The 19,150-nt window shown below is 43.6% G+C and carries 15 protein-coding genes, 1 tRNA gene and 1 pseudogene; 11 read left to right on the top strand and 6 right to left on the bottom strand.

Annotated features, from left to right (window positions below; translation table 11 throughout):
- Window positions 1-25 precede the first annotated feature (25 nt).
- Entirely contained in the window at window positions 26-1,171 is a 1,146-nt protein-coding gene (locus CLIN57ABFB40_RS09760; RefSeq protein WP_175629888.1) for a discoidin domain-containing protein, read from the top strand.
- Between the two features lie 148 nt (window positions 1,172-1,319).
- A complete protein-coding gene (locus tag CLIN57ABFB40_RS09755; protein ID WP_254871759.1) occupies window positions 1,320-2,834 on the top strand; it encodes a sulfatase in 1,515 nt (504 codons plus the stop codon).
- Between the two features lies 1 nt (window position 2,835).
- On the opposite strand, the pseudogene CLIN57ABFB40_RS09750 reads toward CLIN57ABFB40_RS09755, so the two are convergent.
- Window positions 2,836-2,946, bottom strand: a pseudogene (locus CLIN57ABFB40_RS09750) (DNA starvation/stationary phase protection protein); the annotation flags it as partial.
- Window positions 2,947-3,025: 79 nt separating this feature from the next.
- Between CLIN57ABFB40_RS09750 and CLIN57ABFB40_RS09745 the strand changes: the two are divergent.
- Window positions 3,026-3,952 (top strand): hydrogen peroxide-inducible genes activator, encoded by a 927-nt coding sequence (locus CLIN57ABFB40_RS09745; RefSeq protein ID WP_175629887.1) that lies wholly within the window; start codon window positions 3,026-3,028, stop codon window positions 3,950-3,952.
- A 39-nt stretch (window positions 3,953-3,991) separates the two neighbouring features.
- On the opposite strand, the gene CLIN57ABFB40_RS09740 is transcribed toward CLIN57ABFB40_RS09745, so the two are convergent.
- On the bottom strand, window positions 3,992-4,915 hold the full coding sequence (locus CLIN57ABFB40_RS09740) for a DMT family transporter (protein ID WP_175629886.1): 924 nt from the start codon (window positions 4,913-4,915) through the stop codon (window positions 3,992-3,994).
- Window positions 4,916-5,227: 312 nt separating this feature from the next.
- Complete coding sequence (locus CLIN57ABFB40_RS09730; protein ID WP_175629885.1) at window positions 5,228-5,947, bottom strand: NigD-like protein; 720 nt, start codon at window positions 5,945-5,947, stop codon at window positions 5,228-5,230.
- 175 nt (window positions 5,948-6,122) lie between these two features.
- On the opposite strand from CLIN57ABFB40_RS09730, the gene CLIN57ABFB40_RS09725 reads away from it, so the two are divergent.
- The 3 genes from CLIN57ABFB40_RS09725 (at window position 6,123) to CLIN57ABFB40_RS09715 (ending at window position 9,656) form a co-directional block, all read left to right on the top strand.
- Window positions 6,123-6,671, top strand: coding sequence for an RNA polymerase sigma factor (locus tag CLIN57ABFB40_RS09725; RefSeq protein ID WP_175629884.1), 549 nt, complete (start codon window positions 6,123-6,125; stop codon window positions 6,669-6,671).
- 6 nt (window positions 6,672-6,677) lie between these two features.
- The gene (locus CLIN57ABFB40_RS09720) at window positions 6,678-7,940 is read left to right on the top strand and encodes an outer membrane beta-barrel protein (RefSeq protein ID WP_175629883.1); all 1,263 of its coding nucleotides are present in this window, start codon (window positions 6,678-6,680) and stop codon (window positions 7,938-7,940) included.
- A 156-nt stretch (window positions 7,941-8,096) separates the two neighbouring features.
- Window positions 8,097-9,656: an ATP-binding protein gene (locus CLIN57ABFB40_RS09715; protein WP_175629882.1), complete on the top strand. Its 1,560-nt coding sequence runs from the start codon at window positions 8,097-8,099 to the stop codon at window positions 9,654-9,656.
- Between the two features lie 342 nt (window positions 9,657-9,998).
- On the opposite strand, the gene pflA is transcribed toward CLIN57ABFB40_RS09715, so the two are convergent.
- Window positions 9,999-10,727, bottom strand: a complete 729-nt coding sequence (gene pflA, locus CLIN57ABFB40_RS09710; protein ID WP_175629881.1) for a pyruvate formate-lyase-activating protein — start codon at window positions 10,725-10,727, stop codon at window positions 9,999-10,001.
- 14 nt (window positions 10,728-10,741) lie between these two features.
- Window positions 10,742-12,970: a formate C-acetyltransferase gene (gene pflB, locus CLIN57ABFB40_RS09705; RefSeq protein ID WP_175629880.1), complete on the bottom strand. Its 2,229-nt coding sequence runs from the start codon at window positions 12,968-12,970 to the stop codon at window positions 10,742-10,744.
- Window positions 12,971-13,209: 239 nt separating this feature from the next.
- Here pflB and CLIN57ABFB40_RS09700 point away from each other — a divergent pair.
- The 3 genes from CLIN57ABFB40_RS09700 to istB all read left to right on the top strand — a co-directional run bounded on the left by CLIN57ABFB40_RS09700 (window position 13,210) and on the right by istB (window position 15,953).
- Window positions 13,210-13,294 (top strand) — tRNA-Ser (locus CLIN57ABFB40_RS09700).
- A 330-nt stretch (window positions 13,295-13,624) separates the two neighbouring features.
- Window positions 13,625-15,190 (top strand): IS21 family transposase, encoded by a 1,566-nt coding sequence (gene istA / locus CLIN57ABFB40_RS09695; protein WP_175628403.1) that lies wholly within the window; start codon window positions 13,625-13,627, stop codon window positions 15,188-15,190.
- The gene (istB, locus tag CLIN57ABFB40_RS09690; protein WP_065539093.1) at window positions 15,180-15,953 is read left to right on the top strand and encodes an IS21-like element helper ATPase IstB; all 774 of its coding nucleotides are present in this window, start codon (window positions 15,180-15,182) and stop codon (window positions 15,951-15,953) included. Before istA ends, istB begins: the two co-directional genes overlap by 11 nt.
- Window positions 15,954-16,108: 155 nt before the next feature.
- Here istB and CLIN57ABFB40_RS09685 read toward each other — a convergent pair whose 3' ends face one another.
- The gene (locus tag CLIN57ABFB40_RS09685; RefSeq protein WP_175629879.1) at window positions 16,109-16,891 is read right to left on the bottom strand and encodes a ParA family protein; all 783 of its coding nucleotides are present in this window, start codon (window positions 16,889-16,891) and stop codon (window positions 16,109-16,111) included.
- Between the two features lie 581 nt (window positions 16,892-17,472).
- Here CLIN57ABFB40_RS09685 and mobA point away from each other — a divergent pair.
- Together mobA and mobB are read left to right on the top strand one after the other, a co-directional pair.
- Window positions 17,473-17,895, top strand: a complete 423-nt coding sequence (gene mobA / locus CLIN57ABFB40_RS09680; RefSeq protein ID WP_117749019.1) for a conjugal transfer protein MobA — start codon at window positions 17,473-17,475, stop codon at window positions 17,893-17,895.
- Window positions 17,880-19,148 (top strand): conjugal transfer protein MobB, encoded by a 1,269-nt coding sequence (gene mobB / locus CLIN57ABFB40_RS09675; RefSeq protein ID WP_175629878.1) that lies wholly within the window; start codon window positions 17,880-17,882, stop codon window positions 19,146-19,148. Before mobA ends, mobB begins: the two co-directional genes overlap by 16 nt.
- Window positions 19,149-19,150 lie beyond the last annotated feature (2 nt).

The following is a 19,150-nucleotide window of genomic DNA, read 5'->3' as shown; positions in this document are numbered from 1 at the left end:
AACTATGTAACTAAAATAATAAAGTATGAAGAAACTATTATTATATTTCATATTTGCTACTGTGGCTTTATGTGTTGCTTGTGGTGACGATGAAGAGACAGTTTACACGGATATTACCGAAAATCCGTTTACAGATTTCACTGTCAACTGTGAATTAATGAATGAAGAGGGAGTGATTGTGTTTGATGAAATCGGTGCTTCTACGACTTTACAATTTAATGGGATTCCTGAAAATGCAGGTGATATAGAAGAGTTCTCTTTCAGATTCCGTTCTGGCAACGAGAGGATTTTTACTGTAGACATGGATGGTGTAATCACTAGCGTAGCCAGTGGCGAAGCTGAACTTAGCATTTGGATGGTAGATAAGTATAATGTAATACAGTTGCAGAAAACGTGTAACATTTTTGTAACCGCTAAGGTTACTGATATTGTGATTCCCGGTGATACCGATGGGTTAACTTTAGAATTGGGGGCTGTTTATGACCTGAATGCTAATGTTTCCGTACTTCCGGAAGGAGCAACTGATAAAACCTTGTCATATAGTATAAAAGATGGAGAAGATGTTGTTTCGTTAGAGGAGGGTATACTCAAGGTCTTGGCTCAAGGCACAGCAGTTATCGAGATAGCTGCCAATGATAATAGCGGAGTTAAAGCTGAACTTAATATAACAACTGTACCTTGGTACTGTCGGGATAGTTGGACGGTAGATACTTCAATTTTCTACGAAACAGTAGGAACTAACTATGCTCCGGATGGTGAAACAGGAAAACCGGAGGATATTCTTGACGGTAAAGGAGAGACTTTCTTGTCACTGATAAAGCCGGGTAAGGATTATGGTGACTGTGCTACTCCTACAGATCATCTGCTTTATTTTGTAGTAGATATGAAAGACCCGAAGTCGTTTAATGTAATTGAATGGAAAAATCGCTTTGGAAATACAGGTGTGACTGGGGTGCATTTACGTTATATCCGTGTGTTGGGAAGTAATGACAATGTTGATTATAAGGTAATCGAAGAGAAAATTGTCCTTGATCACACTAATATTGAAACAGCACAATTATTGCCTGTTAAAGAATCTGAATACCGATACGTGAAGGTAGAATTTACCGGATGGGTATTGAATCCAAACAGTGCATTGCAAGTGGGAGATTTCAGATTGGGTATACAGTAAAAAGGTTGTCTAAGGTATAAAGGTTATTTAAGATTTACTCTCGCTACAGACATTTTGTAGCGAGAGTAATATTTATTAGAATGATACTATGAGCAGAATGTTCTCAGTAGCTTTGTTTGGAATATTAGCTACTTATTCAAATGAAAAAATGTGTGCACAAAAGAATATAGAGATAACAGGTAATGAACGTCCTAATATTCTTTTTATCTTAAGTGATGACCATACATCACAAGCATGGGGAATTTATGGTGGTATATTATCTGACTATGTTTATAATCCGAATATTCGGCGTTTGGCTTCCGAAGGAGTAGTGTTGGATAATTGTTTCTGTACCAATTCTATTTCATCTCCCAGTCGCGCTTCCATTCTTACAGGAGCATATAGTCATAAGAATGGGGTATATACACTAGCTGATTCGTTGGATACTTCGTTACCTACATTTGCTACAATATTGCAACAGGAGGGATATCAGACAGCCTTGGTCGGTAAATGGCATTTAAAGTCTCAGCCACAAGGATTTGATTATTATTCTATTTTTCATGATCAAGGTGTATATCGTGATCCTCTCTTTATTAATAGTTCTGACCCTTGGCCCGGTAATCGTAATTTTGGTGAATGTATTCAGGGATTCTCGACTGATATTGTGACGCAAAAGGCAATTGATTGGATGAAAAACAGGGAGGGAAAACAACCATTTCTGATGTGTTGTCATTTTAAAGCTACCCATGAACCGTATGATTATCCAATCAGAATGGAACATTTGTATGATGGAGTGGTTTTCCCTGAACCGGAAAATCTGATGGACTGGGGACCTGAAACTAATGGGAGAGGGTTTGTCGGGCAGAACTTGGAAGAAATCGGAAGACGTTGGGAAGAAGCTTCTGCCGATCCGGATAGATGGTGGTGCCGTTATCCGGGGCTGCCGTTTTCTACGAAAGGAATGCAACGTACAGTAGCCCGTAAAATGATATATCAAAAATATATTAAAGACTATTTACGTTGCGGTGCAACAGTTGATGATAATATAGGGAAGCTCTTGAAAGCATTGGATGACATGGGAATAGCCGACAACACGATTGTCATATATGTCTCTGATCAAGGATATTTTCTTGGTGAACATGGTTTTTTTGATAAACGTATGTTTTATGAAGAGGCAGCCCGTATGCCATTTGTAATTAGTTACCCGGGAAAAATCCCTGCGGGAAAACGAGTGAAAGACTTGATACTGAATGTTGATTTTGCTCCGACTTTAGCGCAATTTGCAGGTGTTAAGATTACTAAGGAGATGCAAGGACGCAGTTTTGTTGACAATCTTTGCGGAGAAACGCCCACTGATTGGCGGCGTAGTTTTTATTATCGTTATTGGACACATCATACAATTCGTCCTGCTCATATGGGAATTCGTAATGAACGTTATAAACTTATTTTCTATTATGGCGAACCATTGGATATGACGGATGGACAGGAGACTCCTACTGCACCCGTGTGGGACTTTTATGATTTACAGAAAGATCCGAAAGAGGATCGTAATGTGTATGATGAGAAGGAATATGCTCCTATCATTAAACAAATGAAAAAGGAGATGATAAAATTGCGTATGGAGGCTGAAGATACTGATGATAAATATCCTCAAATGCAGAAACTTTTTGAAGAGTGTTTTTAATTCAGTCTTGTTCTTTCAGATAATCACTCATCATCGAAACAGTCACTTCGTCTCCAGCTTGTGAAGCGATAGACAGAACCTTGCGTTTTTCGCCAATCAGATAGCTGATAGATGATGAAAAGTGCTTGCTGTCAAACTGAAAATCTCTATCTTTGCATAGAGACAATCTATAACATCAAACAATTTGATAGATGACTATACAACAATTAGAATATATATTGGCTGTTGACCAGTTCCGGCACTTCGCCCGTGCAGCCGAGTATTGCCGGGTGACACAACCCACATTGAGTGCCATGATTCAGAAATTGGAAGATGAACTAGGAGTGAAACTGTTTGACCGGACTGTACAGCCTGTTTGTCCGACAGCTATCGGACAGAAAGTGATAGACCAGGCTCGTGTGATTCTAGCACGAGCAGCCCAGGTAAAAGAAATCATCAGTGAAGAAAAGCAATCACTATCCGGTATATTCCGTTTAGGGGTATTACCGACCATTGCTCCTTATCTGCTTCCCCGCTTCTTTCCGCAACTGATGGAGAAATATCCCGAACTGGATATTCGTGTAACGGAAATGAAAACTCAGGATATTCAGCAAGCATTGCATAGTGGAGATTTGGATGCAGGGATTATAGCCAGCAAACTGGAAGATACTTTCCTTACGGAAGAAACACTGTTCTACGAACAATTTTACGCCTACGTGTCTAAGAAAGAACCCTCTTTCAAACATGATGTTATCCGTACTTCCGATATAACCGGCGAACGCCTTTGGTTGCTGGACGAGGGACATTGCTTCCGTGACCAACTTGTCCGCTTCTGTCAGATGGAAGCAGTAAAAATGAGTCAGATGGCGTATCGTCTGGGAAGCATGGAGACCTTTATGCGCATGGTAGAAAGCGGGAAGGGAATAACTTTTATTCCCGAACTGGCAGTATCCCAGTTGACAGAAGAACAACGGAAACTGGTACGTCCATTTGCCATCCCACGTCCAACGCGCCAGGTTGTACTGACTACGAGCAGGGATTTCGTGCGTCACAGCCTGCTCTGCGTATTGAAAGAAGAAATAAAAGCAGCAGTGCCTAAAGAAATGCTGACCTTGCAGTCCATTCAATGTCTGCTATAATTCAATTTCGGTCTGCTATAACTCGGGTTCCGCAATAATTTAGTTTGCTTTAGCTGTTTTCTTCTTAAACCATTGTTTTATCTCAGCTCCTTTGAAATAAATAATCAGGGAGCTGACGATAATAATCATTCCAGCCACCGTGCTGAATGTCGGATGCTCGTCCGGAAGCATGATCCAACTCAATACTGCGCCAAGAATCGGATTAATCAATCGGCACATATTTATATCGCTGACCTTTGCACCCTTGCTTTGCAAAGCAATAAACCAAAAGCTAAAGGCAAAGACAGAAATAAACACCAAAATACCGAGACTGATATAGAAACCGCCTGGTTTTCCGATAAAAGAATGATAACCTTCCGTGCCCAGCCCTATCATATATATAAGTAGACCGCCGAAGAACATCTGCACGGCATTCAGAAAAATAGGATTTACCTTTCCCTTATCTTCCGAAACGGAGATAGCGGAATACCCTTGAAAAATAATACTGAGCAGCAACAACACAATACCGGTGATTCCTTTCCAATCGAGCGGCGCACCGTCACTTCCCATTCCTATGATAAGGAACAGACCGATAAGGCTGACCACAAGACTGATTATTTTATGAACATTCAGCCTGTCATTGCTAGCAAGCAAATGCGCTAGAAGCACATTGATAAGCGGAGTCATCCCCATGATAATAGACGAAATGGCACCACTTACAAAATCCACACCGAAGTAAAAAGCCGTATATCCCATAAACATATTGACAAGAATCAAGTTCAAGAATAACCTGCTGTGCTGGCGTATCTCCTTCCACATACCTTTGTGCCAGGTATATGCGAAAAGAATAATCCCCACGGTAGTAAAACGGATTCCGGCAAAGTTCATCGGAGTAAAATCGTAGCTCAGTCCTTGTTTGATAAACGGATTGACTATAGCCCATAAAACAGAGGCCAATATGGCATAAAAAAGTCCTTTTTTCATTCGGTGTAATTTTCTATATTCGAAAAATGCCGCAAAGTTAGTCATAATTATACATATAGACTTTGATTTCTGGTGTAAATTATTTGTTTTTGAAAAATTATTCTTTTTGCTTTGATGAAGGAGAAATGCTGCAAGCATTTATTGCCGAAGCAGTGTTCACATTCATTTTTGTATTCCCATCATTGGTACATCTGTCAATCCGGCATGTAGTATTAAAAGTGAGAAGGGCGGGAGTTTCACAACTACCGCCCTCTTTTGTGTAATTAATATATAATATTAAAAAAGAGTGTCTTTCATGTTTCGATTAGCAGATTAGGGAAATTTCACTTCATATGTTTTTATTCCGCTATATAGGGTATTGACACGGATTCTTAGTCCCTTCTTTCCTTCCATCTGGTTCTTGATTTCGTCCAGCTTGAAAGATACATACCCTTCGCCTAAAGTCTGAGGATAATCCCCTTCACTGTTGTGGCGGAATTCCAGGTTGATAAATTCATCCTCTTCACTCTCCTCATCTGCGGTAGGAGCCGGGGTGAGATTATTGATAACCAGATTCAGGAAATGTTTCTTATCTTCGCTATGCGTACCATAATATTGGAATTCGATAGTCAGATATTTCTTATCCTTGTTAATCCACATATAAGTAGCGTTAATCTTATCGTTTCCGATTTTCTCCTCATTGTTTTCTTCCTCATCCATAGTGACAATGTCTTTGGTCAGGATTTCTTTTATCTGTTTTACCTGAACATTATAGTCATATCCGCCTACCGGTTCTTCCAGTTTGTTGAACATGACAAAGGCTCGCTGGCCATCCACAAAATCCGCGTTGCTCCATCCTTCTCCATTGCTTGGATACATCTTCTTTCCATCATCCAAGGTGAAATAAAACTCCTTGCTATCCAGGCTCATCATATTTATTGTGCTGATAACCAGTAGGTCGGACGGACTGTTATCGTCGTCCAGGCAAGACTGGAGAATCGGCATTGTGGTCATAATAGCAAAGATAAAGGCAATGAATTTCAATTTCTTCATATATAAAATAGGTTTTAGTTTGATTAATAATACTGCTTTGTACTCAAAAAATGCGTAAGAACCCAAAATATTGCATCTGTATCTGTTAAAGAAACAAAAGTGCTAAAAGAGTTGTTCTCTCTATGCAGTATTTCTATCTTTGCTGCATTTATAAGTTAAACACGTGTATAAGAGAATGGAAGAATTAGAGTTGTCGGAGCAATGCAGGCAAGGAAACAACCGAGCCCGCAAGGAACTGTATGAGCAGTATGCGGGGCGTATGCTTGGCATCTGTCTGCGCTATGCCGGCGACCGTGATACGGCTCAGGATCTGCTTCACGACAGTTTTATAAAGATATTCGACTCTTTCGACAAGTTCACCTGGCGCGGTGAAGGTTCTTTGCGGGCCTGGATGGAGCGCGTGGTAGTCAACATTGCTTTGCAGTATCTCCGGAAGAATGATGTAATCAATCAGGCAGCGTCATTGGAAGAGTTGTCCGAAGAATATGAAGAGCCGGATGCTTCCGATGTGGAAGCGATACCCCAAAAAGTGTTGATGCAGTTTATCGAAGAACTGCCGGCGGGGTATCGTACAGTGTTTAACCTTTATACTTTCGAGGACAAATCACACAAAGAAATCGCCCAGGTATTAGGTATTAATGAGAAATCTTCGGCTTCGCAACTGTTTCGGGCGAAGACGGTATTGGCAAAAAGAGTAAAAGAATGGATAATGAATAATGGATAGATAGAGATGGAAGAGAAAGAATTGTGGATGAATAAGTTGAAGGAGAAGCTCGCGGATTATTCCGAGCCGACACCTGTTTCCGGTTGGGAACAACTGGAGAAAGAGCTTATGCCCTCTGTGGAGAAGAAGATATATCCTTATCGAAAATGGATGATGGCTGCTGCGGCTGTTATATTGCTGGCTATCGTCTCGTCAGTAAGCCTGTATTTCCTGGGGACACCTGCGGCAGATGAAATGCGTCATATACAGACACCGGCATTAGCTACCACGCCCGATGCTTTGCCGGGCGTGCAACAACCGGACATGCAAGGCACTTCCGTCGAACCTGTCCTGCGGCCTGTTACCCGTGAAGACCGGTTGGCGAAAGCACACCGGAATGTCCCGGAACATAAAACACTGGTAGATGATGAACCCATAGTGAAAGAAAAACCGGAATCTGTAATTGAAGAAAACGAACCCGGAAAAGCCGTAGATGAGGTAAAACTGAGAGAAGAAACAAATGCCGCTCAAGCTCAACCGAAAGAAACGGAACGTCCGGTAAACAACAGACCACGACGTCCTTCCGGCAGAGACAAATACCATATCCCGGCAGAAAAGCAATCTTCTCGGAAAGGAACCTGGTCGATGGGGCTTGGGGTAGGAAATTCGGGCGGTGCTTCTTCAGAAGTTGGCTCGAGTGCGTATCCCTATATGTCTCGTGTCAGTATGCTTTCTGTTTCAAATGGTTTGATGCAGATTCCTAATGACCAGACGTTGGTTTTTGAAGATGGAGTACCTTACTTGCGTCAGGCAAAACAGGTAGTTGATATTAAACACCATCAGCCTATCTCTTTTGGATTATCCGTTCGTAAAGCTTTAGGCAACGGTTTTTCCCTAGAGTCCGGTTTGACTTATACGCTGCTTTCCTCGGATGCCAAACTGGCTGATAATGACCAGCAGATAGAACAGAAACTCCATTATATCGGTATCCCGTTGCGTGCTAACTGGAACTTCCTTGACAGGAAACTCGTTACTCTTTATGTATCCGGTGGCGGTATGGTTGAGAAATGCGTCTATGGAAAGCTCGGTTCTGAAAAGGAAACAGTGAAACCCTTGCAATTCTCGGTATCCGGTGCAGTAGGTGCGCAGTTGAATGTAACGAAACGTGTCGGTATCTATGTAGAACCGGGTGTTGCTTATTATTTTGATGACGGTTCGGATATTCAGACCATACGTAAGGAGAATCCGTTCAATTTCAATATACAGGCTGGTATCCGCTTGACTTATTAATGCGAATTACTTTTATAGTGCAGGTAGGCGATTTGGAAGTGAAAGTGCTCGGTTCGGTGATTGTTTTGAAAGAGAAATAAGTGGAACTTTCATAGAGTATTTTTGTTTATTCATCGAATAACATCTATATTTGTGGTACACTAATTTGAAGATGCAATGAATACATTGGAACGTAAATTGCCGATAGGGATACAGACATTTGAAAATATACGTAAGGGCGGTTTCCTTTATGTAGATAAAACGGCTATTTTGTGGCAAATAATAAATACGGGAAAGCCTTATTTCCTTAGTCGTCCTCGTCGTTTTGGCAAAAGTCTGCTAATTTCCACTTTTGATGCCTACTTTCAGGGTCGTAAAGACCTTTTTGAAGGCTTGGCAATTGAAAAGTTAGAGACGAAATGGGAGCAATATCCGGTTCTGCATCTTGATTTGAATGCGAAGAAATATGAGACGGCGGCAGATTTGGTCGCCATGCTAAACCAGTATTTGGAGAAATGGGAAGCCGTATATGGTGATGAGAAGAAAGACCGTAGTCCTGAAGAACGTTTTAGTTATATCATTGAGCAAGCCTACCTGAAAACTGGAAAAGGAGTTGTGGTATTGGTTGATGAGTATGATAAACCTTTGCTGCAAGCCCTTTTAGATGAGAACCTGTTGGATGAATACCGTCGTATTCTGAAAGCCTTTTATGGTGTACTGAAAAGTTCCGACCGCTATCTCCGGTTTATATTCTTGACAGGAGTCACAAAATTTGCCCAAGTAAGTGTGTTTAGTGATTTGAATCAACTGAATGATATTAGCATGAAGATTCCATACGCCAATATCTGTGGTATTACTAAAAAAGAATTAGTATCCACATTTACTCCCGAGTTGGAGCGGTTGGCAGAAGTGCAGGAGATGTCCTTTGAAGATACAGTCGATAAAATGACAGCGATGTATGATGGCTATCACTTTACATACAGCGAAGAAGGGCTATTTAATCCCTTCAGTGTACTCAATGTCTTTGATGGATTAATGTTTGATAATTACTGGTTTCAGACTGGTACTCCTACCTATCTTGTAGACCTGCTGAAGCAAAGCGATTATGATTTACGTTTGCTGATAGATGGCTTGGAAGTAGGAAGTTCAGGATTTGCCGAATACCGTGCAGAGACCAAAAATCCCCTTCCGATGATTTACCAAAGTGGTTATCTGACCATTAAAAACTTTGATAAATCATTGAACCTATATACGCTGGGTTTTCCGAATGATGAGGTAAAATATGGTTTCCTTAAATTCCTGATACCCTATTATACCCCCATATCTTCTGATGAAACAGATTTTAATGCTGTTAAGTTTGTCCGTGAACTTCAGTCGGGCGACGTTCATTCCTTTATGGAACGTATGAAATCATTCTTTGCTGACATTCCCTACGAATTGAACACAAAGACTGAACGTCATTATCAGGTTATTTTCTATCTTGTCTTTAAGTTGATGGGACAATATGTAGATGCAGAAGTCCGTAGCGCGAAAGGTCGTGCCGATGCCGTGGTGAAAACAAAAGACCGCATTTATGTTTTTGAGTTTAAACTGGAAGGAACAGTAGACGAAGCTCTGAAACAAATAGATGAAAAAGGCTATTTGCTACCTTACCGGACAGACGGGCGTGAGCTAGTAAAAGTGGGAGTTTCTTTTAATGCTGAAGAACGTAATATTGGTGAATATAAAGTAGTTTAATCGTTCATTGAGTATAATATAAAATAGAGCCATTCCGGAGCCCGCTTCTTTGGAATGGCTTTTTTGTACTCTGAATTGAATAATGTAGTTTCAAAAATTGTTTCTTGTAGTTTCAAAAATTGTTTCTTCCAGTGAAACTATCCGTTTCTCGGTGTGAAACAATTCGTTTCAAGCAGTGAAACACTTCGTTTCACACCGAGAAACAAAGTGTTTCAAACGGGGAATGAAACTGAAGGCTGAATGCAGTTTTGTGAACTTATTATTGGATACGGTTTATAGTCTGTCGGATAAAAAACATTTGTCATGATGTATGTTGTCTTTTATCTATTATTACTGTGGCGGTTAATTGACCACCACAGTAGCAAAATACTCTTTGAATACTCCCGCAGCTTTTTCAAGTTGTTCGGGGGTATTTTCTTTTACGTCTTTCAGCTTATATTCCTGTTCCATGGCTTCGTATTTATGTACGCCCAGCGTATGGTAAGGCAGGATTTCTACCCGTTGAATCATTTTGTACTTTCCCAAAGCTGCCCCCAGTTGGCGGATATCCTCTTCAAAATCGCTGTATCCGGGTACTAATACATAACGCAGCCAGAAAGGTTTCTCGTTTTCTTCGAGCCATGCCGCTGTGCGGATGGTCTGTTCGTTGCTTCTTCCGGTCAGTGTCTGATGGCGGGCAGGGTTGAACTCTTTGATATCAAGCAATACGAGGTCGGTCAGTTTGAAAAGCTCTTCCACATCTTCATTCCAGATGCCGCCGTTGCTGTCTATGCAGACATGAATCCCTTTCTCTTTTAGCTCGCGAACCAGCGGGACTAGCGCTTTCGCTTGAAACGTAGGTTCTCCGCCTGAAAAAGTGATTCCGCCGCGTTTCCCGAAAAAAGGACGTTGGCTCATAGCCATACGGACGATTTCTTCCGGTGGGGTAGGTGTGCCTCCTTTTCCGGCTATTGTGTCGGGGTTGGCGCAATACAGGCAGCGGAAATTGCAACCTTGAAGAAAAACGACGAGCCGTAAGCCCGGCCCGTCGAATGTTCCCATACTTTCGTATGAATGTACGTTTATCGTCATATAGAGTAGATAGATTACATACGTTCGTGGAAGCTACGGCTGATAACTTCCAGTTGGTGTTCGCGGCTCAACTTCACGAAGTTTACGGCATAACCAGAAACGCGGATTGTAAGCTGCGGATATTTCTCAGGATGTTCCATTGCGTCATAAAGCATGTCACGGTTCAGAACGTTTACGTTCAAGTGGTGAGCACCTTTGGTGAAGTAGCCGTCCATCATAGTGACCAAGTTCTCTATGCGGTCTTCTGTGGTAGCTCCCAGTGATTTCGGAACGATGGAGAAAGTGTTGCTGATACCGTCCTGTGAGTCACGGTAACGAAGTTTCGCTACGGAGCTCAGAGAGGCGATAGCACCGTTCTTGTCGCGTCCGTGCATCGGGTTGGCACCCGGAGCGAAGGCAACGCCTTTGGCACGTCCGTCGGGAGTGGCTCCGGTCTTCTTACCGTACATCACGTTAGAAGTGATTGTCAGCAATGAAAGGGTAGGACGGGCATTCTTGTAAATCGGGAGCTTCTTCAATTCTTCGCTGAAGAAATATACCAGGTCAACACCCAGGTGGTCTACCTTGTCATTGTCATTTCCGAAGCAAGGGAATTCGCCTTCGATGTCGAAACCTTCCGTCAGACCGATGTCGTTGCGGCGGGCGGTAACTTTCGCATATTTGATAGCTGACAGTGAATCAAGCGCAATGGAAAGTCCGGCTACACCGTAAGCAAGGTTGATGCGCGGGTTGGTATCTACGAGAGCCATCTGTGCCTTTTCGTAGTAATACTTATCGTGCATATAGTGGATGATGTTCATCGCTTCGTTGTAGACACGGGCGATTTCAATCAATACCTTCTTGTAGTTGCTCATTACTTCTTCGAAGTTCAGCGTGTCGCTGGTCAGTACGGGGATGTTTTTCACCATGACCGTGCCTGTGTTTTCGCAACGTCCGCCGTTGATGGCAAGCAGCAGGGCTTTAGCTAGGTTGCAACGTGCGCCGAAGAACTGGATTTGTTTTCCGATTTCCTGGTAAGATACACAGCAGGCGATTCCGTAGTCGTCCGATTGGCGCACTTCGCGCATCAGGTCGTCATTCTCGTATTGGATGGAAGAAGTATCGATAGATACCTTTGCGCAGAATTCTTTGAAACCTTCTGGCAGTTCCGGGCTCCATAGTACCGTCAGGTTCGGTTCCGGTGAAGGACCGAGGTTGTACAGTGTTTGCAGGAAGCGGAAAGAAGTCTTTGTTACCTTTGTGCGTCCGTCGTTGAGGCGTCCGCCCAGAGATTCGGTTACCCATGTCGGGTCGCCGGCAAAGATGTCGTTGTAAGATTGCATACGTAGGTGGCGCACCATACGTAGTTTGATGACAAACTGGTCGATCAACTCCTGTGCGAATGATTCTGTGATAGTTCCTTTGCTCAATTCATATTCCATATAAATGTCGAGGAACGAGGAGACATTGCCCAGTGACATGGCAGCACCGTCTTGTTCTTTTACGGCAGCAAGGTAAGCCATGTATACCCATTGTACTGCTTCTTGTGCAGTGTAGGCAGGACGGCTCAAGTCGAGTCCGTAGTATTCGCCCATTACCTTCATTTCCTTCAAAGCCTTGATTTGCTCTGCCACTTCTTCTCGCAGGCGGATGCGGGCTTCGGTCATCGGGCCGGTAAGGTTGCGCAAGTCTTCTTTCTTGGCTTCAATCAGTCGGTCGATACCATAAAGAGCCATACGGCGGTAGTCGCCGATGATACGTCCGCGGGCATAGTTGTCGGGAAGTCCGGTAAGGAATCCCAGTGAGCGGAACGAGCGGATTTCTTCGGTATATACGTCGAATACGCCATCGTTGTGCGTCTTGCGGTAGTGAGTGAATATATCTTTTACGCGGTCGTCCACTTCCACACCGTTTTCGTGGCAAGCCTTGCTCACTACGTTGATACCGCCGAAAGGCTTGATAGCACGTTTCAGCAGTTCGTCTGTTTGCAGACCGACAATCAGTTCGTTTTCCTTGTCGATATATCCGGCTTTGTGGGAAGTGATGGTAGATACGGTAACATTGTCAAGAGAGCGGACGCCATTGTTTGCTCTTTCTTCTGCCAGTGCTTCGAGGCAGCGGTTCCATACGGCTTTTGTGCGTTCGGTAGGCCCTTCGAGGAAAGAGGCATCTCCGTAGTACGGAGTAATGTTATGACTTACGAAATCCCTGACATTGATTTCGCTGCTCCAAAGACCATCTTTAAAGATTTTATTTAATTCCATAAAATGATAAAATTAGAGGTTGTAGTTGTCCTTTTCTTTAGAGCGCACAAAGTTACAATCATTTTTCATATAATCGGCATAAATATGCTCTATTTTATGCTTTTCAACATAAAATACCTAGATATTGCTATCCTTAGGAAATCTTTTCGAATTTTTTTCGTGGAAACTCTTGCATGTTTAAAAAAAGTTCGTACCTTTGCACCGCTTTTAACGAAAAGCACTTCTGAAAAGGAAGTTTTGGAGAGGTGGCAGAGTGGTCGATTGCGGCGGTCTTGAAAACCGTTGTACTGCGAGGTACCCGGGGTTCGAATCCCTGTCTCTCCGCTGAACTTACTGGACAGAAATGGTCAGTAAGCGGACAAAAAGCTACAAATCAATGATTTGTGGCTTTTTTTATTGCCCGAAAGTCCGGCTTCCAAGACTTCAAAAGTACGGTAAAAGACAAAGTTTCGTTACTAAATCGTTACCTATTGGAAAATTTAAAGTCGATTGACCCACTATTATAAAAGTCTTCTGACCCACCTTTATAACCGAAACTGATCCGCTGTGATTATAATAAAAATTGCCCCTGTATAATTACCATATTTCAGTCTTGTTTTCGTACTTTACAAAGCATTTTAACCCGGTATTATTAACTGAATAAAATTTTAAAGAATGAAAATAAGAATCAAGCACATACTGCGGTGTTATCAGTCAGGAATGAGTATCCGCGGTATCAGTTCTTCTCTCCTTGTTTCACGTAATACAGTCAAACGTTATATCCGTATATACGAAGATATGGGTATAGAACTTGAGCGTCTGTTGAAAATGGACGAGCAGCATCTGCATGAGCTTTTCGGTACGGAGACTGACAAAGAATCGTCTGGCTCTGCAGAGTATAAGTATCTTCAAGAACGTATACCTGATTACATGAAACGACTTAAGGTCCGTGGGACAACAAGAAGGTCTTTGTATGAGGAATATCTTAAAAATCGTCCACAAGGTTACAGCTACTGTTCTTTTTGTTTATATATCAGACGAGAAAGGGAAGTAAAGATTCCTGTTGGACGCATAGATCATATAGCCGGTGATCAGATGTATGTGGATTTTGCCGGCGACAAACTTTATCTCTCATACGAAAAAACAGGCAATAAGGTTCCCGTAGAAGTATTTGCCGCTATACTTCCATGCAGCCAGATTACTTATTACGAGGCTGTACCATCACAAAAGAAAGAACACCTTATCCAGGCATGTGAAAATGCTTTCCATTATTTTGGAGGTGTCCCCAATGCCATAGTTCCAGACAACCTGAAATCAGCCGTAACAAAGCCTGGAGGTGTTGAACCTGTAATCAATGACGACTTTGCTGCATTTGCAGACCATTATGGATGTGTTGTCTTCCCGGCAAGAGTACGAAAGCCTAAAGACAAAGCTCTGGTTGAGAATGCTGTAAGACTGCTCTACAGGGAGGTGTATTCAAAGATGACGGGATTGAAATTCAATGATCTTGAAGCCTTGAACATAGAAATAATGAAGCATACGGATGCGTTGAACAGCCGAAAGATGTACAATCGCAACTACAGCCGTCGGGAACGTTTCCTCGAAGTCGAGAAAGACAGGCTGCATACATTGCCGGCAACAAAATTTATATCAAAAAGCCGGAAAACGGCAACTGTCATGAGAAACAGTTATGTATCGCTTAACAATCACTATTACAGTGTTCCTAAAGAGTATATCGGCGATACTGTAGAATTACTGTATGATGGGGACACAGTGGAGATATATCATAAGTTCAGACACATAACGACACATCGCAGGGATGATACACCTTTCACTTATTCAGAAAAACCGTCCCACAAACTTTCGGGAGTGCTACATGAATACAGAATCAGAATGGATGATATATACCGCAAGGCATGTGAAATTGATCCGGTATTGGAAGAGTACATAAAGCGTGTGGCCGTTGCCAAGAAATATCCGGTCCAGGCCGTACGTTCAGCCGATGGTATATTAAGTCTTGTGGAGCGTTTCGGACATGACAGGGTGGTTCTTTCATGCCAGGTGGCAATGGAATTCGGTATGTTCGGGTACAACGAACTTGAAAGTATTCTGGTAAACAGGGAAGATGAGAAGTATCATGTACAGATGGAGGGACAGGCTCCCGAACTTACCCCCAAACACAGAAATCTCAGAGGCAAGGATTATTTTAACTCTAAAAACATGGATAAAAATGACAAGTAATAATAAAACAAGCAGAACTGTCGGAAAAAATATGGACAGAATAATGGAACTACTCTCCAAGTTACGTTTTTACGGCATGCTTGAAACATATAGAAATGACTGCAGGACCACATCCTCTGATGGTATGACAAACGATGAGTTTCTTAAATGGCTTCTTGAAAGCGAATATGATTACAGACGCAATGTAAGCATTGAGAGACTGATAAAGTCTGCAAACTTCAGATATAAGGCATATATGGAAAAAATAGACTATACCATAAAACGTAACCTTGACCGTAACCAGCTTGAGAGACTTGCATCTCTTGATTTTATAAGAGACGGACAGAATGTTTTCATCACGGGAAGCTCCGGTACAGGTAAAAGCTATATAGCTTCAGCCATAGGATATGAGGCATGTAAGAATGGAATAAAGACTTTGTATTCAAATGCGTCAAAGCTTATGGGACAGCTTAAAATTGCCAAAAACAAGGGCACTATAGAATCTGAGATGAAAAAAATAGAAAAGTGTCAACTGCTGATTCTTGACGATCTGTTTCTTATAGGACTGGATGCCAGGGAAAGGTCAATCCTTATGGAAATAATAGAAGACAGACACGGATTAAAATCAATCATAATAACATCACAACTTCCTGTCGAAAGCTGGTATGATGCAATTGGTGATCCTACAGTAGCTGACGCAATCCTGGACAGAATTGTACATACAGCACACAAGATTGAACTTACCGGGGATTCTGTAAGAAAGATTAATGCTAAAAAGAAATAGTATATATTGTAGATTATTATAATTGAAAATGACCCGGGTTAAAATGCATTTTTCTTTATTTAAATCTAATATTTTTTTGATGGGTCAATTTAGAGTATAATAGTGGGTCAATCGACTTTAAATTTTCCAGCATCCCGCCGCTTTGCTTTGCCATATCATTTTAATTTGATGTAGTACACTATTTCGGTTATCAGTTCTTCCAAGTTGCTTCCCCTTACCAGCGGGCGGCTGGCGGGAAAGAGCGTGGAGCGGAACACCGCCTTTTTATCCGCCACCAGTTCCTTTTTGTAGCGTTTGGTATCGGGGATAAAGGTTTTCATCAGTGGCAGTTCCAGTTCCTTAATCGTCTTGTCGTAGGCGGTGTAAAGGTCTGTTTTCTCCCGCCCGTCCACCATATTCCAAAAGAGGTACAGCCCGGCAAGTCGGCAGGCTTCATTCCTCACCAGTAGTTTTTGGATAGCCATTGCGAACGACAGGCTGCTTTCCAGCACCACCTTGTCGGCGGAAATGGGGGTGAAGATGTAGTCCATGCCCGCAAGGGAGTTTATCACGCCCTCGCTGTTCACCGTGCCGGGCAGGTCGAAAAAGACAATATCCAGCACGTGTCCGGCGGCTATATGTTCGTCAGCCGTTGCAATCGCCTTTTCGGGTGAACTGCACAGTACCGGGTAGGCTTTCTTCCCCAGCCGGGTAAACTGTTCATACGCCATGCGCTTGTAATCTTCATCAGCCCCGACCTGCTCGGCATCCCGCTTTCGCATTCCGGCAATGGAGTGTTGCGGGTAGTCGCAATCGACCACCGCCACATCGTAGCCTTTGAGATAGTAGAGGTAACTCGCCGCCAGCACGGTAAAGGTTGTTTTGCCGACCCCGCCCTTTTGGGTGGAAAAGGCGACATAAAGGGGTGTTTTCTCGTTTTCCATATTGCTTTCGTTCATTATTGGTTGATAGATTTATTTATTGCTTTCAATCAATCCAGCCATATAGCTTTCTTTGTTTCCATATTGCAATCTTGAAATATTGAAAGACTGTTTTATTTCAATCTTGTTTTCCTGCTTTCATGCTTTCTTGGAATATTGAAATAATGCAATCATGCTTTCTTGAAATCATGCTTTCAATCATTCTTTCCTGATTGGAATATTTCTTTCAATCTTGCTTTCAATCTTGAAATCCGATGCAAAAAAAGGGAGAAAAAACGTCCCCTGAAAACCTTGTCCCGATTTGTCCTGTGCTGTCCCGATTTGTCCACCAACTGCCTATTTTACAGCATTATAAATCACCGTTACTTTGCAGCGGAGTAACGAACCGCCGGGGGCGCAGGTGTAAAACCGGGCTGGTGAACGGCAGGGTTTACCGCTTCACGCTAACCCCAATCCGTCCGTGACGGATTTCGATTTTCGTCAGAAAATAGCAAGGTGTGTTCTATGGCACATAGAACCGTTTTCCGTGCCTGAAAACGCCTTGCCCCTTGCGGGGGTAAAAATCACTCCGAAGTCGTAATTTTTTAATCCAAAGAAGCATGGAAACAAGAAAACCTAACAAGGGCGGTCGCCCCGCCCTCGCAGACCCGGCGAAGCATCGCCATGTCCTTTACCTGAACGACCGGGAGAATGCCCGCTTCCTCTCGCAATGGGAGCAGTCGGGCGTTACGAGCAAGTCCCGTTTCATCGCCGCCCGGTTGTTCGGCGAGCCGTTCCGGGTGGTGAAAGTGGACAAATCGGCGGTCGAGTATTGCGCCCGGCTGACCGAATTTTATGCACAATTCAGAGCCGTGGCGGTCAATTACAACCAAGTGGTAAAGGCGTTGCACAGTAATTTTTCCGAGAAAAAGGCACTGGCTTTTCTCTATAAACTGGAGAAAGCGACCACCGAACTGGCGGCACTGAACCGCCAAGTTATTGCATTAACCAATGAATGCAAGGAACTATGGTTGCCAAAATAAGCACGGGCGGCAATATGTTCGGCGCACTGGCGTACAACCAAAACAAGGTGGACAGCGAGGAAGCAAAGGTGCTTTTCTCCAACCGGATGCTGTTGGGCGAGGACGGGAATTTCTCTATCGGCGAGTGTATGCGCAGCTTTGAAATGCAGATGCCCGTCCAGCTTTCCACCAAGAAGCCGATACTTCATATTTCCATAAACCCGCACCCGGAAGACGTGCTGACCGACCAGCAGCTTTCCGACATCGCACGGGAGTATATGCGGAAGTTGGGCTATGGCGACCAGCCTTATTTGGTGTACAAGCATACCGACATCGACCGCCACCATATCCACATCGTGGGGTTGCGGGTGGACGAGAACGGCAGACCGCTGAATGACAGGTTCGAGCATCGGCGCAGCAAGCAAATCACCCGTGAACTGGAAAAGAAATACGGGCTGCACCCGGCAGAGCGGAAGGAACGTGCCGAACGTCCGGAACTTAAAAAGGTGGACTATGCCGCCGGGGACGTGAAGCACCAAATCGGCAACACCGTGAAAGCGGCTTGTTACGGCTACCGCTTCCAGTCGTTCGGGGAATATAAGGCTTTGCTTGCCGCTTACAACGTGTGCGCCGAGGAAGTCAAAGGCGAGATAAACGGCAAGCCCTATCAGGGCATTGTCTATTCCGCCATGAACGACAAGGGCGAAAAGACAGGCAACCCGGTAAAGGCTTCCCGCATCGGCAAGTCGGTAGGTTATGAAGCGGTGCAGCGCAGAATGGAGAAATCGGGCGAAGCAATCAAGAACGGGAAATTGAAAGAACGCACCCGGAAGATTGTAGCCAATGCCATGCAGACCGCCCACAGCCGCAAGGAACTGGAACAGCAGCTAAGGAAGCGGGGCATTGACGTGGTATTCCGTCAGAACGACAGCGGGCGCATCTATGGCGTTACGTTCATCGACCATGACAGCCGGGTGGTGCTGAACGGTTCACGCTTGGGCAAGGAGTATTCGGCGAACGTGTTCAACGAACGTTTTTCGGGCGAAACCGGAAAGATACACCAGCCCGAAGTGGCAGCACCGCAGCAAGACCAGCCCACGCATCAGGAACAGCAGGGCTTCACGCCGAAAGCCGACATCGTTTCGGGCGTGGCTTCCGTGCTGGGTGCTTTCGGCGGTTTGCTGGGCGGCGGTGCATCAGGCGGTGACGAGCCGCAGGACACCGCCCGCCAAAAGAGAAAGAAGAAAAAGAAGCGCACAAGGCGCATCGACTAACT

The organism is Bacteroides acidifaciens (assembly GCF_903181435.1).
In the GTDB taxonomy this organism is placed as follows: domain Bacteria; phylum Bacteroidota; class Bacteroidia; order Bacteroidales; family Bacteroidaceae; genus Bacteroides.
The sequence above is the reverse complement of the archived record's forward strand: the minus strand, read 5'-3'. Positions and strand labels throughout refer to the sequence as shown.

Excerpts from the sequence above, each read along its gene's own strand:
- CLIN57ABFB40_RS09760 (WP_175629888.1), top strand. The coding sequence starts at position 26 with ATGAAGAAACTATTATTATATTTCATATTTGCTACTGTGGCTTTATGT.
- CLIN57ABFB40_RS09755 (WP_254871759.1), top strand. The coding sequence starts at position 1,320 with ATGTGTGCACAAAAGAATATAGAGATAACAGGTAATGAACGTCCTAAT.
- CLIN57ABFB40_RS09745 (WP_175629887.1), top strand. The coding sequence starts at position 3,026 with ATGACTATACAACAATTAGAATATATATTGGCTGTTGACCAGTTCCGG.
- CLIN57ABFB40_RS09740 (WP_175629886.1), bottom strand. The coding sequence starts at position 4,915 with ATGAAAAAAGGACTTTTTTATGCCATATTGGCCTCTGTTTTATGGGCT.
- CLIN57ABFB40_RS09730 (WP_175629885.1), bottom strand. The coding sequence starts at position 5,947 with ATGAAGAAATTGAAATTCATTGCCTTTATCTTTGCTATTATGACCACA.
- CLIN57ABFB40_RS09725 (WP_175629884.1), top strand. The coding sequence starts at position 6,123 with ATGGAAGAATTAGAGTTGTCGGAGCAATGCAGGCAAGGAAACAACCGA.
- CLIN57ABFB40_RS09720 (WP_175629883.1), top strand. The coding sequence starts at position 6,678 with ATGGAAGAGAAAGAATTGTGGATGAATAAGTTGAAGGAGAAGCTCGCG.
- CLIN57ABFB40_RS09715 (WP_175629882.1), top strand. The coding sequence starts at position 8,097 with ATGAATACATTGGAACGTAAATTGCCGATAGGGATACAGACATTTGAA.
- pflA (WP_175629881.1), bottom strand. The coding sequence starts at position 10,727 with ATGACGATAAACGTACATTCATACGAAAGTATGGGAACATTCGACGGG.
- pflB (WP_175629880.1), bottom strand. The coding sequence starts at position 12,970 with ATGGAATTAAATAAAATCTTTAAAGATGGTCTTTGGAGCAGCGAAATC.
- istA (WP_175628403.1), top strand. The coding sequence starts at position 13,625 with ATGAAAATAAGAATCAAGCACATACTGCGGTGTTATCAGTCAGGAATG.
- istB (WP_065539093.1), top strand. The coding sequence starts at position 15,180 with ATGACAAGTAATAATAAAACAAGCAGAACTGTCGGAAAAAATATGGAC.
- CLIN57ABFB40_RS09685 (WP_175629879.1), bottom strand. The coding sequence starts at position 16,891 with ATGAACGAAAGCAATATGGAAAACGAGAAAACACCCCTTTATGTCGCC.
- mobA (WP_117749019.1), top strand. The coding sequence starts at position 17,473 with ATGGAAACAAGAAAACCTAACAAGGGCGGTCGCCCCGCCCTCGCAGAC.
- mobB (WP_175629878.1), top strand. The coding sequence starts at position 17,880 with ATGGTTGCCAAAATAAGCACGGGCGGCAATATGTTCGGCGCACTGGCG.